Source organism: Streptomyces sp. NPDC059454 (genome assembly GCF_042749965.1).
In the GTDB taxonomy this organism is placed as follows: domain Bacteria; phylum Actinomycetota; class Actinomycetes; order Streptomycetales; family Streptomycetaceae; genus Streptomyces.
This window is the reverse complement of record NZ_JBHYVC010000027.1, coordinates 66,445-80,265: the sequence shown is the minus strand read 5'-3', so window position 1 is coordinate 80,265 and position 13,821 is coordinate 66,445. Positions and strand designations below refer to the sequence as shown.

Genomic DNA, 13,821 nt, shown 5'->3' with positions numbered 1-13,821 from the left:
TATGAGGGCCGACGTGCCACGGCGTGACACCATCACCCACGTGCTCGACATCGGCTACGCCCTCTCCAACCGCTTCCCCGACCCCCCGCAGACCGACTACCGCCGCGCGGACGTCCACGCCCTGCGGCACGACCTGTTCTGCGGGGACGTCTACCTCGCCGACACCGTGTCGGACCGCGAGCTGTCCACAGCCTGGGGATGGGTGCCCGTACTCGACTTCGCGTGGGCGCTGTGCGACATCGTGGAACTCGTCGACCGGGACCCGGCCGGCTCCCGCGCCTCCCGCCCCCAGCACGCGGAGCTGGACTTCACCGAGTCCACCGACCGCCTGCTCTTCGAACGCCGCTTCGGCTGGGTGGACATCGAGGCGGAATGGCTCCCGGCCGCCGAACCCCCGCTGACCTTCTCCCACGCCGAACTCCGCCGCGAAGCCCGCGACTTCCTCCACGACCTCCTCGCCGACCTGACCGACCTCCACGAGGACCTGGGCGAGAACCCGGCCATCTGGACCCTCCAGGCCCGCTATCCCCGCATGGAATAACGCCCCCTCACCCCCTCAGCCCTCCACCTCGATCCCCAGCTCCCCCGCCAGCACCGGCGCCAGATCCAGCAGCTGGGCCGCGCTGATCACCGCCCCCGACAGCCGGTCCACACCCCGCGCGATCTCCAGAGAAGCGGCACCCCGCAGATCCACGTCCCGCAGCGTGGCCCCCGAGAGGTCCACACCCTTCAGGGCACAGTCCACGAACTCCACACGCTCCAGCCGGGCACCCCCGAAATCCGGCTCGACCAGCACACAGCCCTCGAAGACGACGTCCCTGAGCCGAGCCGAGCGCAGGTTCAAGAAGTCGATCTTCCCGCCCCGGACCAGCACCCGCTCCAGCACCGCCCCGTGCAACTGCGTCCCCCCGAGACGCGCGTCGGTCAGCTCGACATCGCGCAGCGTCGCCTCCGCGAGATCGGTGCCCACACCCCGGACACCGGCGAGCACCGAGTCCAGCACCCGTGCCCGGGACAGCCGCGCCCCGCCCAGCGCGCACCCCGTCAGCGCGCAGTCCATGAAACGCGCACCGCCGCCGTCCTGCCCGGTGAGGTCCGCCTCCCGGAACTCCAGCCCGTCGTAATCCCCGTCCGGCTCCAGCCCACCCCCCTCGTACCGCTCCAGCACGGGCAACCGCAGCTCCGGACGCCGCGCCCCCTTCACTCCCGTACCACCCACCGCTCTCCTCGCCATGACCCCATGCTGCACCCCGCCACTGACAATCCCCCGGCCTGGGAAAACCCCGCGCATGTCACATTCCGGCGCCCTCGCTCCGTCTTCTCCACAAAGCCGGAAGACGACCCGACCGAGGGAGACCCCCAGCCATGCACCGCATCACCGTCATCGGCGGCGGCTTCGCCGGACTCACCGCGGCCATCACCGCCGCGGAAGCGGGCGCCAAGGTCACCGTCCACGAAGCCCACCACACCCTGGGCGGCCGGGCCCGCACCGCCGAAGGCCCCTACCGGACCAACGACGGACCACACGCCCTCTACAACGGCGGCCCGCACTGGACCTGGCTCCGACAGCGCGGCCTCATCGGCCCCCTCGCCCCGCTCCCGCCCCTGGAAGCGGCCCGGCTGCGCCTCCGCCACCGGGGCGTCCTGCGCCGCACCCCGCCCTTCGCGATGCTGAAACTGCTGCGCCGCGGCGGCGCCGAGGCCCCCGTCGACACCGACTTCCTCACCTGGGCCACCGAAATCACCGGCGAGGAGGGCGCACGGGCCGCCGCCCACTACGCCGCGGTCGCGCTGTTCCACCACGACCCCGGCGCCCTGTCCGCCGCGTTCGTGCAGGAACGCCTGCGTCGCGCCACCAAACTGCCCCCGGAGGCCCACTACCCGCGCGGCGGCTGGGGCGGGCTCATCGACCGGATGGCCGCCCGCGCATGGAACCTGGGCGTCCGGGTGGAAACCCTGTCCCGCGTCCACACCCTGCCCACCGGCACCCCCGTCATCGTCGCCACCTCGCTCGACTCCGCCCGCCGCCTCCTCGACGACCCCTCGCTGACCTGGCCGAGCGGCCGCACCGCCCTGATCGACCTCGCCGTACGCACCCGGCGCGGCGACGCGTTCGCCGTGTCCGACCTCGACGCGCCCGGCTGGCTGGAACGCTTCACCGCCCAGGACCGCACCCTCGCCCCCACCGGCGAACAACTGATCCAGGGCCAGATCCCCATCGCCCCGCACGAGACCAGGACGGACGGCACCACCCGCGCGGAAGAACTGCTGGACCTCGCCTTCCCGGACTGGCGGGAACGGGTCACCTGGCGGCGGGACGCAGTGGCGAACGGCCGTACCGGCGCCGTCGACCTGCCCGGCACCAGCTGGCGCGACCGCCCCGCCGTCGACCGCGGCGACGGCGTCTACCTCGCCGGTGACCAGGTCGCCGCCCCCGGCGTGCTCTCCGAGGTCTCCTTCAACAGCGCCCTGACGGCCGTCTCCCTCGCCCTCGGCCGGAACACGCTTGACCTCAAGCATGCTTGAGGTCGAAGAGTGGGAGCCGTAGCGGCAACACACCCGGCGACCCGATCCCCTGGGGGAAACCCACATGCACGCCATCCGCCTGCACGCCTTCGGCCCGGCCGAGAACCTCACCTACGAGGAGGTCGAGGACCCACGGCCGGGCCCGGGACAGGTCCGCATCGCCGTCCGCGCGGCCGGCGTCCACCTCCTGGACACGGCCCTGCGCGAGGGCATGCGGGGCCCCGGCCCGGCCCCGGCCACCCTGCCGACCGTCCCCGGCCGCGAGGTCGCCGGAGTGGTCGACGCACTCGGCGAGGGCGCCCCCGAAGACCTGCTCGGCCACCGCGTCGTCGCCCACCTCGGCTTCGCCCCCGGCGGCTACGCGGAACGGGCCGTCACCGACGCCGACCGCCTCCACGAGATCCCGGAACGCCTCGGCTTCGCCGAAGCCGTCGCCATGATCGGCACGGGACGCACGACCATGGGCATCGTGCAGTTCGCCGAACCCGGCCCCGGCGACGTGGTCCTCGTCCCGGCCGCGGCCGGCGGCATCGGCACCCTCCTCGTGCAGTACGCCAAGAACGCCGGCGCCACCGTCATCGGCCTGGCCGGCGGCCCCACGAAGACGGCCCGGGTGACAGCGAACGGCGCCGACCTCGCCGTCGACTACACCGACCCCGACTGGCCCGGACGACTCGACGCCCACCGCGGCAAGGTCACCCTCGTGTACGACGGCGTGGGCGGCGACACCGCCCGCGCGGCGGTCGGTCTCCTCGCCCCCGACGGCCGCCACGTCGTGTTCGGCTGGTCCTCCCAGGGCATCAGCAGCGACAGCCCGTACGTCGTCGAGGGCCTCTCGATCAACGTCCTCGGCCCCGAGATGATGCGCAGGGCCGGCGGCCCCAACCCCGTCCGCACCCTCGAACTGCGCGCCCTCGCGGAGGCCGGCGCGGGCAGGCTCACCCCCGCCGTGCACCGCTTTCCGCTCGCCGAGGCCGCCGCCGCCCACCGGGCCCTGGAGAACAGGGAGACGACCGGAAAAGTCGTCCTGGAGCCGTAGCGGGCGCCACTACTGTGCGAGAGGTGATCGACATCCCCGCGGAACTCGCCGCCGCTCAGGAGAAGTACAACAAGGAGGCGGGCCGCGCCTTCGTCGCCGCCCTCCCGGACCTCACCGCCGCCTTCCTGGACCGCTGGGACCTGCGCGTCACCGGAACACCCATGCACGGCGTGAGCGCCCTCGTCCTCCCCGTCACCCGCGCGGACGGCACGCACGCGGTGCTCAAGCTCCAGATCCGCGACCACGAGACCGACGGCGAACCGGTCGCCCTGCGCCTGTGGGACGGCGACGGAGCCGTCCGCCTCCTCGACCACGACGAACCCACCGGCACCATGCTCCTGGAACGCCTCGACGCCACCCGGATGCTCGCCCACCAGGACGACGTCCACGAGACCGTCCTGGTGATCGCCCGCCTCCTCGCCCACCTCCACGCCACCCCGGCCCCCGAGCACATGCGCCGCCTCGGCGACATCGCCGCGTCCATGCTGGAACGGACCCCCTCGGCCCTGACCCGCGTCCCGGACCCGGCCGCCCGCCGCCTCGTCGCCGACTGCGCCGCCGCCGTACGCGAGGTCACCGACGAACCCGGTGACCGCCTCCTCCACTGGGACCTGCACGACGAGAACGTCCTCGCCGCCGACCGCGCCCCCTGGCTCGCCATCGACCCCAAGCCCCTGGCCGGCGACCCCGGCTTCGACCTCTGGCCCGCCCTGGCCAACCGCTTCGACCCCGACGACGTCATCTGGCGCTTCGACGCCATGACCGACGTCCTCGGCCTGGACCGCGCGCGGGCGCGCGCGTGGACGTACGGCCGGCTGCTGCAGAACTGCCTGTGGGAGACCGAGGACGGCCGCCCGCTGGACGAGGCGGACCTGGAGATCATCCGGCGCCTGCGGGGCCTTACGGCATGAGAAATCCCGGGCCGAAAACGGTCCGGCCCGGGATGGGTGGAGCCCCCTGTCGGATTCGAACCGACGACCTGCTGTTTACAAGACAGCCGCTCTGGGCCGGACTGAGCTAAGGAGGCATCGCACACTACAAGTGCCGTGCGCGAAGGGCTGCTCCACTGTACACAGAGCGCCTTCCACACAGCCACGGAGTTCTCCGTCCCGCACGCTGCAGGAACCGACCGTAACCATCCGTGCACCCGTTCGCCGATCGGTCCGACGCGCTGTTCCGAAGATCGGACCGTCGGGAGGCGATGAAGCGGGAAGCTCTGGGCGAGGTCAGAGGACAGCCGCTCCGGCGAAGGCCCAAAGCGCGTCGCTCTGCCACCCGTCCCGACCCCGGGCCCCCGCAGTCGAAAGTTTCCCCGAAATTCACACCCCTGGAACTACTGACAACCAGGTGAACGCCGGGTACCGTCCTGTGCCAGTTCACTCGTGTGGACCACACCACAACGGAGCACCCGTCGTGGCATCACCTTCCTACTCGGATCGTCCGGCACGTTCCTGCCGGTAGAAGGGGACCATTCACCATGGCCACTGTCACGTTCGACAAGGCGACCCGGATCTACCCCGGTTCCACCAAGCCCGCCGTCGACGCCCTGGAAATCGACATCGCGGACGGCGAGTTCCTCGTCCTGGTCGGTCCGTCCGGTTGCGGCAAGTCCACCTCGCTCCGCATGCTCGCGGGGCTCGAGGACGTCAACGGCGGCGCCATCCGCATCGGCGACCGCGACGTCACGCACCTGCCGCCGAAGGACCGGGACATCGCCATGGTGTTCCAGAACTACGCGCTCTACCCGCACATGTCGGTCGCCGACAACATGGGCTTCGCGCTCAAGATCGCCGGCGTCAACAAGGCGGAGATCCGGCAGAAGGTCGAGGAGGCCGCGAAGATCCTCGACCTCACCGAGTACCTGGACCGCAAGCCGAAGGCGCTCTCCGGTGGTCAGCGCCAGCGTGTCGCGATGGGCCGTGCGATCGTGCGTGAGCCGCAGGTGTTCCTCATGGACGAGCCGCTGTCCAACCTGGACGCCAAGCTCCGTGTGTCCACCCGTACGCAGATCGCGTCGCTGCAGCGCCGCCTGGGCATCACCACCGTCTACGTCACCCACGACCAGGTCGAGGCCCTCACCATGGGTGACCGCGTCGCGGTCCTCAAGGACGGTCTGCTCCAGCAGGTCGACACCCCGCGCAACATGTACGACAAGCCCGCGAACCTGTTCGTCGCCGGCTTCATCGGTTCCCCGGCCATGAACCTGGTCGAGGTCCCGATCGCCGACGGCGGGGTGAAGTTCGGCAACTCGGTGGTGCCGGTGCAGCGTGACGCGCTCTCCGCGACCAGCGACAAGACCGTCACCGTGGGCGTCCGCCCCGAGCACTTCGACGTGGCCGGCGCCGACACCGACAAGGGTCTCGCGGTCACCGTCAACGTCGTCGAGGAGCTGGGCTCCGACGCGTTCGTGTACGGCACCGCGCAGGTCGGCGGCGAGTCCAAGGACATCGTCGTCCGCGTCGGCGGCCGTGAGGTGCCGGAGAAGGGCAGCGTGCTGCACGTCGTGCCGCGGGCGGGCGAGACCCATGTGTTCTCGACGTCGACCGGTGCGCGCCTGTCCGACTGACGCTGTTTCGCCGAAGGGCCCCGCAGGTCACTGCGGGGCCCTTCGCGCTGTCGACAAATACCCCGGCACACCGGTCATTTCGAGCGGTGTACGTCAACACGCCGCCCGGAGTCCGGGGTTCCGGGTCCCTCGTAACGGTGACGGAATGTTTTCTTTCCGCTACCGGGCGCTACCCTCACTCGCGTGAAGCACTCCACTAACCGTCAGACGCGTCGCGGCCGGGGCCCCGCCCGCCGGATCGGCCGTTCCCTCGCCTTCGTCCTGCCCGTCGTCCTGGTGCTCTCCGGGACTCTCGCGGTCGCGCAGGTCAACTGGTCGGGGGCGCCCTCGAGCCCCGTGCTCACGGCCGCCTCCGGCGCGTCCTCCCGTGCCGACGCCCGGGCGCCGCAGCACGTGCTGCGGGACAAGCTGCTGGTCGAACTGCAGGAGGAGAACCCGGGCGTGGCGCTCACCCACCTCCAGCAGGCCGTGAACGACCGCCCGTCGCTGGCGAAGCACTGCGCGTCCATCGCCCGCGCCCTCGGCAAGGCGGCGGTCCGCGTCCACGGCCCCGCCAAGGCCCAGTCCTACGCCCGCCCGGTCTGTGACACCTCCTTCGCCTCGGGGGTCACCACAGCCGACCGCTGACCCCTGTTCCGCGCCGCGTACAGTGCGGGCATGACCGATCCGCGTGCCGTCGCCCGCCCCGTGCAAGCCGTAGTCCTGGCCGGGGGCCAGGGATCCCGGCTTCGTCCGTACACCGACGACCGCCCCAAGCCGATGGTCGAGATCCCCGGCACGGGAACCCCGATCATCGGCCATCAGCTCTCCTGGCTCGCCGAGGAGGGCGTGACGGACGTGGTGGTCTCCTGTGGCCACCTCGCCGAGGTCCTGCAGAAGTGGCTGGACTCCGCCGACCTGCCCCTCTCCGTCACCACCGTCGTCGAGACGGAACCCCTCGGCCGCGGGGGCGGTCTGAAGTACGCCGCCGCCCGCCTCCCGCACCCGGACCGGCCCTGGTACGCCACCAACGGCGACATCTGGACCCGTTTCTCGCTGCGCGACATGGCCGACTTCCACACCGAGCGGGACGCCGTCGCGACCCTCGCCCTGGCCCGCCCGCGCATCCCGTGGGGCGCGGTGCGCACGGACGGCTTCGGGCACATCACCGACTTCATCGAGGCCCCGCCGTCGACCTTCGAGATCAACGCGGGCGTGTACGTCTTCTCCCCCGAGTTCGCCGGTCTGCTCCCGGAGCGCGGCGATCACGAGCGCACCACGTTCCCGCATCTGGCGCGTGAGCGCCGCCTGGCCGGTTTCCCGATCCCCCAGGGCTCCTACTGGCGCGCGATCGACACCGCGAAGGACCTGACGGAGGCGGCCAGGGAACTGGCGTCCCAGGGCCGCTGAATTCTTTCCCTCCGCCCGTCACATCGTCCGGTCGCCGTCCGTCAGTGACGTGACGTGGCGACACCGCCGCGTCGTACGGGTGGAAGGAAGGGACCGCACGATGCTGACCGACGTCATGTACGTGACGATCAACGTGACCGACCAGGACCGGTCTCTGAGGTTCTACACGGAGCAGCTCGGCCTGGAGAAGCGCGTGGACCATCAGGGTCCCGAAGGGCGCTTCCTCACGGTGGGCGTCCCGGGCAGTGCTCTGGAGTTCCTCCTGTGGCCGCACGCGGCGGCCGCGGGGCAGCCGGCCGGGGGAGAGCCGGGCAGTGCGCTCGCTTCGGTCTTCCTCGAGTCGGACGATCTGAGGAAGGACTTCGCGGTGTGGCGCGACCGCGGTGTGCCGTTCGACCGGTCCGAGCCGGAGGACTACCCGTTCGGGGTGCGCATCGAGGCCGTGGATCCGGACGGCAACCGGATCGCGCTGCGCCAGCGCGGCCGGGCGAGCGGGGTGTGACGGCCGGCCGGTCGTAGCGCCGCCCCACGACAACGGGGTCCCGCACGGACGACGTGCGGGACCCCGTTGTCGTACGCGGGTGGCCGCCCCTACCCCAGGAGGCGGCCCACGAGTCCGGGGTCCCCGGAGGAGCCGCCGCTGCCGCCGCTCGGTGTGCCGCTGCCGCCGGAGGCGCCGGCGCCGCCCGAGGTCGGGCCGGAGCTGGTGCTCGGTGCCTGGTCCGCCGGGGAGGACTGCCGGGGCGGGGCCTGGCCGGCGCTGCCCCGGGTCTGGCTGGGCGCGCCGGTGGCCGCGTCGATGCCCTGGGTCGCCCCGGGGGTCGTGGCACCGGCGGACGGGCTCGCCGCGTCCGAAGCGGCGTCCCGGGTGGGCGAGGTGGAGGCGGACGGGGTCCGCTTCTCCTTCCGGAGCTCGCCGGACTCCTCCGGCAGCGGTGAGCCGGGGAGTTCGTTGCGCGGGGCCTCGCCGGGCCCGGGGACGACCACGCGGTCGGCGTCCCGCACGGCACCACCGAGCAGGGAGCCGACGAGCATGCTGAACCCGCAGACCACGAAGGTGACCAGGGCGCCCCGGCGGAGCACGTACCGGCGCAGGTCCCAGATGTCGGCGCGGGGACCGAGCCGGCGCCAGGCCCGGCCCGCGAGGCGGCCGTCGACGGAGTAGACGGGGGCGCCCGCGATGATCAGCGGTGACCAGGCGGCGAGGTAGATGATGTCGGGCGTCTCGTAGGCGGGGACGCTCTTCCAGCTGACGGTGACCAGCAGCGCCGCCGAGAGCGTCGCTCCGACGACGGCGGCCAGGCGTTGCCAGCAGCCGAGAGCGGTCAGGACACCGACGACGACCTGTGCGAAGGCGATGGCCAGGCCGGAGCCGACGGGGTGTTCGAGGGCGAACTGGCGCAGTGGCTCGGCGACTTCCCAGGGGTGCAGGGTGTGCAGCCACGTGACCATGGAGCCGCGCTTGCCGCCCTCGAAGTAGAGGGGGTCGCACAGCTTGCTCATCCCGGCGTAGACGGAGATGCCGCCGAGGAAGACGCGCAGCGGGAGCAGGACGACGCCGAGGTTCATCCGGCGTCCGGGGTAGTAGGCGTGCCGGGCCGCGTCGTCGCCGTGCCGCCTGGCGTGCCGGCCGGTGCTCTCGGACTCGTCGCCGTACGGGGGTTCGTCGTAGGCGGGTTCGTCGTAGGCGCTGCCGACCGTGCGCATCGGGGGCAGCAGGGGTCCGTCGGCCGGGCGGCGCTGGGCGCCGACGAACGGGGTTTCGAGGGGCTGGGTGGCCGGGTCGTCGGCGTGGCCGTACCCGGCGCCGGTGCGCGGGACGACCCGGGTGGCCCCGGCGTCGGTGAACGGCTCGTCGGCGTGGTGGACGCCTTCGTGCCGTACGGCCTGGAGCAGCCGGTGGGCGCCGGTGTCGTCGGGCGCGGACCGGCCGCTCCAGACGACGGGCCGGCGGCGGGCGGGCGCCTGGCCCGGCATGCCCACGGTGGTGACGACGGGGATGCGGGCGGTGTCCTCGGCGGCGCTCACGTGCCGTGCGATCCGCGGCGACGGGGCGCGCCGCGCCGAGACGCCCAGCTGCACGCGGAAGCTGGCGTGATTGACGATGACCTGGGCCGGATCGCTCGGCACCTTCACCATGCTCAGCGCGGGAGCGTCGTCGAGTCCCGACGAGCGGTCCCCCGTGGGTGTGCGGGGTGTTCTGGTGTCCACACTCATCTAACCGAGTGACACGGCGTTAGGACACTGCCTTGACCCGCCGGAAGTGTCCGGACCGCGTCAAGCCTGCCCGGACCACCCGGAACACCCCGCGCGGGTGACCCCGCCGAACACCCGTTCAGCTCCGTCGGCGCGCCGCCTCGTACAGCACGATGCCCGCCGCCACACCGGCGTTGAGCGACTCCGCGCCGCCCGGCATCGGGATCCGTACCCGGACGTCGCAGGTCTCGCCGACCAGTCGGGAGAGCCCCTTGCCCTCGCTGCCCACGACGATGACGACCGGCCCGCCCAGCGCGTCCAGGTCGCCGACCTCGGCCTCCCCGTCGGCGGCCAGGCCGACGACCGCGATCCCGGCCTTCTTGTACGCCTCCAGCGCGCGCGTCAGGTTGGTGGCGCGGGCGACGGGCGTACGGGCGGCCGCACCGGCGGACGTCTTCCAGGCTCCGGCGGTCATCCCGGCGGCGCGCCGCTCGGGCACGACGACGCCGTGGCCGCCGAACGCGGAGACGGACCGGACGACCGCACCGAGGTTGCGCGGGTCGGTGACCCCGTCGAGGGCCACGATCAGCGGGTCCTGCCCCTCGTCGTGGGCGTTCGCGACGAGGTCCTCGGGGTGCGCGTACTCGTACGGCGGGACCTGGAGCACCAGGCCCTGGTGGTTCAGGCCGTTGGTCATGCGGTCGAGCTCGGGACGCGGCGCCTCCATGAGGTTGATGCCGCCGCGCTCGGCCGCGAGCTGGAGCGCCTCGCGCACCCGCTCGTCGTTGTCGATGAACTGCTGGACGTACAGCGTGGACGCGGGCACGCCCCCGCGCAGCGCCTCGACGACCGGGTTGCGGCCGACGACGAGTTCGGAGGTCGAGCGGCCACCGCCGCGCCGCGGCTGCGGACGGCCGCCCTGGGCGCGGCGCACCTTCGCCTGGGCGGCGCGCTGCTTGGCGTGCCCCTTGCGCATCTCGGCGGGCGGCGTGGGCCCCTTGCCTTCCAGGCCCCGGCGCCGCTGGCCGCCACTGCCGACCTGCGCGCCCTTCTTGCCGGACATGCGGCGGTTGTTCGCGGCCATGAGGTATCCGTCTCCGTGAAGTCGTGGGTGGTGCTGCTTTTGTACGTACTTTGTGCGTACGTCTGTGACGTGTGTCTGTGAAGTGTGCCGCCCGGAGGCCCGGACGGCACAGTCGATCTTCGGACGCCCAGGTCAGGGCCGGTGGAGGCCTGGCACCTCAGCGCGGGCCGAGGCTCCAGCGCGGCCCCTGCGGGCTGTCCTCGATGACCAGGCCGGACTGGCCCAGCTGGTCGCGGATGGCGTCCGCGGTGGGCCAGTCCTTGCGGGCGCGGGCGGCCTCGCGCTGGTCGAGGACCATGCGGACCAGGGTGTCGACCGCGCCGTGCAGGTCCTCGCCGCGGTCGCCCTCGCCGGCCCAGTGCGGGTCCAGCGGGTCGAGGCCGAGCACGCCGAGCATGGCGCGGACCTCGGCGAGCCGGGCGACGGCCTCCTCCTTGTCGTCGGCGGCCAGCGCGCTGTTGCCCTGCCGGACGGTGGTGTGCACGACGGCGAGCGCCTGCGGGACGCCCAGGTCGTCGTCCATCGCCTCGGCGAACGCGGGCGGCACCTCGTCGGCGGGTTCGACGACGCCCCCGGCCTTCTCCAGCACGCGCTGCACGAAGCCCTCGATCCGCGCGAACGCGGACTCCGCCTCGCGCAGGGCCTCCTCGCTGTACTCGATCATCGACCGGTAGTGCGGGGTGCCGAGGTAGTAGCGCAGCACGATGGGCCGCCAGCGCTTGACCATCTCGCTGACCAGCACGGAGTTGCCGAGCGACTTCGACATCTTCTCGCCGCTCATGGTGACCCAGGCGTTGTGCACCCAGTACCGGGCGAACTCGTCGCCGTAGGCCTTGGCCTGGGCGATCTCGTTCTCGTGGTGCGGGAAGATCAGGTCGAGGCCGCCGCCGTGGACGTCGAAGGCGCTGCCGAGGTACTTGTGCGCCATCGCCGAGCACTCCAGGTGCCAGCCGGGGCGCCCGCGGCCCCACGGCGTCTCCCAGCTCGGCTCGCCGGGCTTGGCCGCCTTCCACATCGCGAAGTCGCGCGGGTCCCGCTTGCCGGTCTCGCCCTCGCCGGACGGCTGGAGCAGGTTGTCGAGCTCCTGGTTGGACAGCCTCAGGTACTCGGGGAACGAGGCGACGGCGAAGTACACGTTGCCGTCGGCCTCGTAGGCGTGTCCGCGCTCGATGAGGCCGCGCATCATCTCGACCATCTCGGTGATGTGGCCGGTGGCGCGCGGCTCGTAGGTCGGGGGCAGGCAGCCGAGGGCCCGGTAGCCGTCGGTGAAGGCGCGCTCGTTCTCGTAGCCGATGGACCACCAGGGGCGGCCCTGCTCGGCGGACTTGGCGATGATCTTGTCGTCGATGTCGGTGACGTTGCGGACGAACGTCACCTCCAGGCCGCGGTACTCGAACCAGCGGCGCATGATGTCGAAGTTCAGGCCGGAGCGGATGTGGCCGATGTGGGGTGCCGCCTGCACGGTGGCACCACACAGGTAGATCGAGACGCAACCCGGCCGGAGCGGGGTGAAGTCACGGATCTGCCGGGCGCTGGTGTCGTACAGGCGAATAGTCACGACACCAGGGTAGTAGGCGTGGACGTGTGCGCGGTGCGCCTCGCTGTTTCGACGACCTTTGTCACGGGCAGGCCCGGTTGTCTGTCGCCTGCGCGCCCGGTGGGGGCTGGTCGCGCCCACGCGGCGGAGCCGCATGTCGACACGGCCCCGCGCCCCTTCAGGTGGGACCACTTACCCCTCTTGCACGACGAGCGCCGTCGCTACTGCCATGAGGCCCTCTTCCCTGCCCGGGAAGCCCAGGCCGTCGGTGGTGGCTCCGGAGACCGAGACCGGAGCACCCGCTGCCTCCGAGAGAAGTTTCTGCGCCTCGTCCCTGCGCCTGCCGATCTTCGGGCGGGGGCCGACGACCTGTACGGCGATGTTGCCGACGCGGAAGCCGGCTTCCCGGACGACGCGCGCGGCCTCGGTCAGCAGGGTGACGCCCGACGCGCCCGACCACTCGGGGCGGCCGGTGCCGAAGTGCTGCCCCAGGTCGCCGAGGCCGGCGGCGGAGAAGAGGGCGTTGCAGGCGGCGTGGGCGACGACGTCCGCGTCGGAGTGGCCGGCGAGGCCGGGGCCCTCGCCCTCCCACTTCAGGCCGGCGCACCACAGCTCGCGGCCGTCCTCGAAGGCGTGGATGTCGGTGCCGATGCCGACCCTGGGCAGGGGGTACGGCTGCTCAGAAGCCATCGTTGAGCCTCCTGCGGGCCAGGACCGCCTCGGCGAGGACCAGGTCGAGGGGGCGGGTGACCTTGAAGGCCTCCTCGTGCCCGGGGACGGTGACGACGGTGAGGCCGAGCTGTTCGACCATGCTCGCGTCGTCGGTGACGTCGTCCTTCACCGTCTCGTGCGCGCGCACGAGGGTGGCCCGGTCGAAGCCCTGCGGGGTCTGCACCGCCCGCAGCAGCGACCGGTCCGGGGTGGCGACCACGGGTTCCGGCTCGCCCGGGGCTGCGGGCTCGACCTGCTTGACGGTGTCGGCGAGCGGCAGCACGGGCACGACGGCCGGCGCTCCGTCGCGTACGGCCTCGATGACGGCGTCGACGGTGTCCACGGGGACGAGCGGGCGGGCCGCGTCGTGCACCAGGACGATGTCGTAGCCGGGCGGCAGCGCGTCCAGACCGCGTTTCACGGACTCCTGGCGGCTCTCGCCGCCGGGGACCACGACGAAGTCGGTGCGGTCGGGCAGCGCGTGCGCGTCGAGCAGCGACTTGACCTCGGGGGCGCCGTCGGACGGGGCCACGACGACCACCAGGGAGACGGCGCGGGAGTCGGCCATCGCGCGGACGGCGTGGACGAGCATGGGCGTGCCGCCCAGCGCGCGCAGCGCCTTGGGGGCGCCCGGGCCGAGGCGTACACCACGGCCGGCGGCCGGGATCACCGCCGCCGTACGGGCGGTGGTACGGCCGGGTGCGGGGTTCGGCGACGGCGGGGGGAGCGGATCGTCAGACATCGGTTCCTGTCAGGTTTGTGTGCTCGGCCCA

14 protein-coding genes and 1 tRNA gene are annotated in these 13,821 nt (G+C 72.5%); 8 read left to right on the top strand and 7 right to left on the bottom strand.

Annotation, left to right across the window (positions count from 1 at the left end; translation table 11 throughout):
• Positions 1–40 precede the first annotated feature (40 nt).
• A complete protein-coding gene (locus ACFXAE_RS20185) occupies positions 41–541 on the top strand; it encodes a hypothetical protein (RefSeq protein ID WP_384716447.1) in 501 nt (166 codons plus the stop codon).
• 15 nt (positions 542–556) lie between these two features.
• Here the strand turns inward: ACFXAE_RS20185 and ACFXAE_RS20180 are convergent, their stop codons facing one another.
• The gene (locus ACFXAE_RS20180) at positions 557–1,234 is read right to left on the bottom strand and encodes a pentapeptide repeat-containing protein (protein WP_384716398.1); all 678 of its coding nucleotides are present in this window, start codon (positions 1,232–1,234) and stop codon (positions 557–559) included.
• A gap of 131 nt (positions 1,235–1,365) precedes the next feature.
• Between ACFXAE_RS20180 and ACFXAE_RS20175 the strand changes: the two genes are divergently transcribed.
• The 3 genes from ACFXAE_RS20175 to ACFXAE_RS20165 all read left to right on the top strand — a co-directional run bounded on the left by ACFXAE_RS20175 (position 1,366) and on the right by ACFXAE_RS20165 (position 4,476).
• A complete protein-coding gene (locus ACFXAE_RS20175; RefSeq protein ID WP_384716395.1) occupies positions 1,366–2,526 on the top strand; it encodes an FAD-dependent oxidoreductase in 1,161 nt (386 codons plus the stop codon).
• A gap of 64 nt (positions 2,527–2,590) precedes the next feature.
• Complete coding sequence (locus ACFXAE_RS20170) at positions 2,591–3,565, top strand: zinc-binding dehydrogenase (protein WP_384716392.1); 975 nt, start codon at positions 2,591–2,593, stop codon at positions 3,563–3,565.
• A gap of 14 nt (positions 3,566–3,579) precedes the next feature.
• Complete coding sequence (locus ACFXAE_RS20165) at positions 3,580–4,476, top strand: aminoglycoside phosphotransferase family protein (protein WP_384716389.1); 897 nt, start codon at positions 3,580–3,582, stop codon at positions 4,474–4,476.
• A 37-nt stretch (positions 4,477–4,513) separates the two neighbouring features.
• Here the strand turns inward: ACFXAE_RS20165 and ACFXAE_RS20160 are convergent.
• Positions 4,514–4,592: transfer RNA gene (locus tag ACFXAE_RS20160), tRNA-Thr, on the bottom strand.
• Positions 4,593–5,042: 450 nt separating this feature from the next.
• Here ACFXAE_RS20160 and ACFXAE_RS20155 point away from each other — a divergent pair.
• The 4 genes from ACFXAE_RS20155 (at position 5,043) to ACFXAE_RS20140 (ending at position 8,022) form a co-directional block, all read left to right on the top strand.
• Positions 5,043–6,131: an ABC transporter ATP-binding protein gene (locus tag ACFXAE_RS20155; RefSeq protein ID WP_384716386.1), complete on the top strand. Its 1,089-nt coding sequence runs from the start codon at positions 5,043–5,045 to the stop codon at positions 6,129–6,131.
• A 183-nt stretch (positions 6,132–6,314) separates the two neighbouring features.
• Positions 6,315–6,758, top strand: a complete 444-nt coding sequence (locus ACFXAE_RS20150) for a hypothetical protein (protein ID WP_384716383.1) — start codon at positions 6,315–6,317, stop codon at positions 6,756–6,758.
• Positions 6,759–6,788: 30 nt separating this feature from the next.
• Positions 6,789–7,520 carry an NDP-sugar synthase gene (locus ACFXAE_RS20145; RefSeq protein WP_384716379.1) on the top strand — a complete coding sequence of 244 codons (732 nt, stop codon included), beginning with the start codon at positions 6,789–6,791 and terminating at the stop codon, positions 7,518–7,520.
• A gap of 100 nt (positions 7,521–7,620) precedes the next feature.
• Positions 7,621–8,022: a VOC family protein gene (locus tag ACFXAE_RS20140; RefSeq protein ID WP_384716376.1), complete on the top strand. Its 402-nt coding sequence runs from the start codon at positions 7,621–7,623 to the stop codon at positions 8,020–8,022.
• 89 nt (positions 8,023–8,111) lie between these two features.
• Here the strand turns inward: ACFXAE_RS20140 and ACFXAE_RS20135 are convergent, their stop codons facing one another.
• The 5 genes from ACFXAE_RS20135 to ispD form a co-directional block, all read right to left on the bottom strand.
• A complete protein-coding gene (locus tag ACFXAE_RS20135) occupies positions 8,112–9,737 on the bottom strand; it encodes a DoxX family protein (protein WP_384716373.1) in 1,626 nt (541 codons plus the stop codon).
• A 118-nt stretch (positions 9,738–9,855) separates the two neighbouring features.
• Positions 9,856–10,800 carry a 23S rRNA (guanosine(2251)-2'-O)-methyltransferase RlmB gene (gene rlmB, locus ACFXAE_RS20130; protein WP_384716370.1) on the bottom strand — a complete coding sequence of 315 codons (945 nt, stop codon included), beginning with the start codon at positions 10,798–10,800 and terminating at the stop codon, positions 9,856–9,858.
• A 157-nt stretch (positions 10,801–10,957) separates the two neighbouring features.
• The gene (gene cysS / locus ACFXAE_RS20125) at positions 10,958–12,358 is read right to left on the bottom strand and encodes a cysteine--tRNA ligase (RefSeq protein ID WP_384716367.1); all 1,401 of its coding nucleotides are present in this window, start codon (positions 12,356–12,358) and stop codon (positions 10,958–10,960) included.
• 171 nt (positions 12,359–12,529) lie between these two features.
• Positions 12,530–13,027, bottom strand: coding sequence for a 2-C-methyl-D-erythritol 2,4-cyclodiphosphate synthase (ispF, locus tag ACFXAE_RS20120; RefSeq protein WP_384716364.1), 498 nt, complete (start codon positions 13,025–13,027; stop codon positions 12,530–12,532).
• Positions 13,017–13,790, bottom strand: coding sequence for a 2-C-methyl-D-erythritol 4-phosphate cytidylyltransferase (gene ispD / locus ACFXAE_RS20115; protein ID WP_384716361.1), 774 nt, complete (start codon positions 13,788–13,790; stop codon positions 13,017–13,019). Before ispD ends, ispF begins: the two co-directional genes overlap by 11 nt.
• Between the last annotated feature and the right edge of the window lie 31 nt (positions 13,791–13,821).

Bases quoted from the DNA above. Each gene is read 5' to 3' on its own strand.
- ACFXAE_RS20180 (WP_384716398.1), bottom strand. From the start codon at position 1,234: ATGGCGAGGAGAGCGGTGGGTGGTACGGGAGTGAAGGGGGCGCGGCGT.
- ACFXAE_RS20175 (WP_384716395.1), top strand. From the start codon at position 1,366: ATGCACCGCATCACCGTCATCGGCGGCGGCTTCGCCGGACTCACCGCG.
- ispD (WP_384716361.1), bottom strand. From the start codon at position 13,790: ATGTCTGACGATCCGCTCCCCCCGCCGTCGCCGAACCCCGCACCCGGC.
- ACFXAE_RS20145 (WP_384716379.1), top strand. From the start codon at position 6,789: ATGACCGATCCGCGTGCCGTCGCCCGCCCCGTGCAAGCCGTAGTCCTG.
- ispF (WP_384716364.1), bottom strand. From the start codon at position 13,027: ATGGCTTCTGAGCAGCCGTACCCCCTGCCCAGGGTCGGCATCGGCACC.
- ACFXAE_RS20170 (WP_384716392.1), top strand. From the start codon at position 2,591: ATGCACGCCATCCGCCTGCACGCCTTCGGCCCGGCCGAGAACCTCACC.
- ACFXAE_RS20135 (WP_384716373.1), bottom strand. From the start codon at position 9,737: ATGAGTGTGGACACCAGAACACCCCGCACACCCACGGGGGACCGCTCG.
- ACFXAE_RS20155 (WP_384716386.1), top strand. From the start codon at position 5,043: ATGGCCACTGTCACGTTCGACAAGGCGACCCGGATCTACCCCGGTTCC.
- rlmB (WP_384716370.1), bottom strand. From the start codon at position 10,800: ATGGCCGCGAACAACCGCCGCATGTCCGGCAAGAAGGGCGCGCAGGTC.
- ACFXAE_RS20140 (WP_384716376.1), top strand. From the start codon at position 7,621: ATGCTGACCGACGTCATGTACGTGACGATCAACGTGACCGACCAGGAC.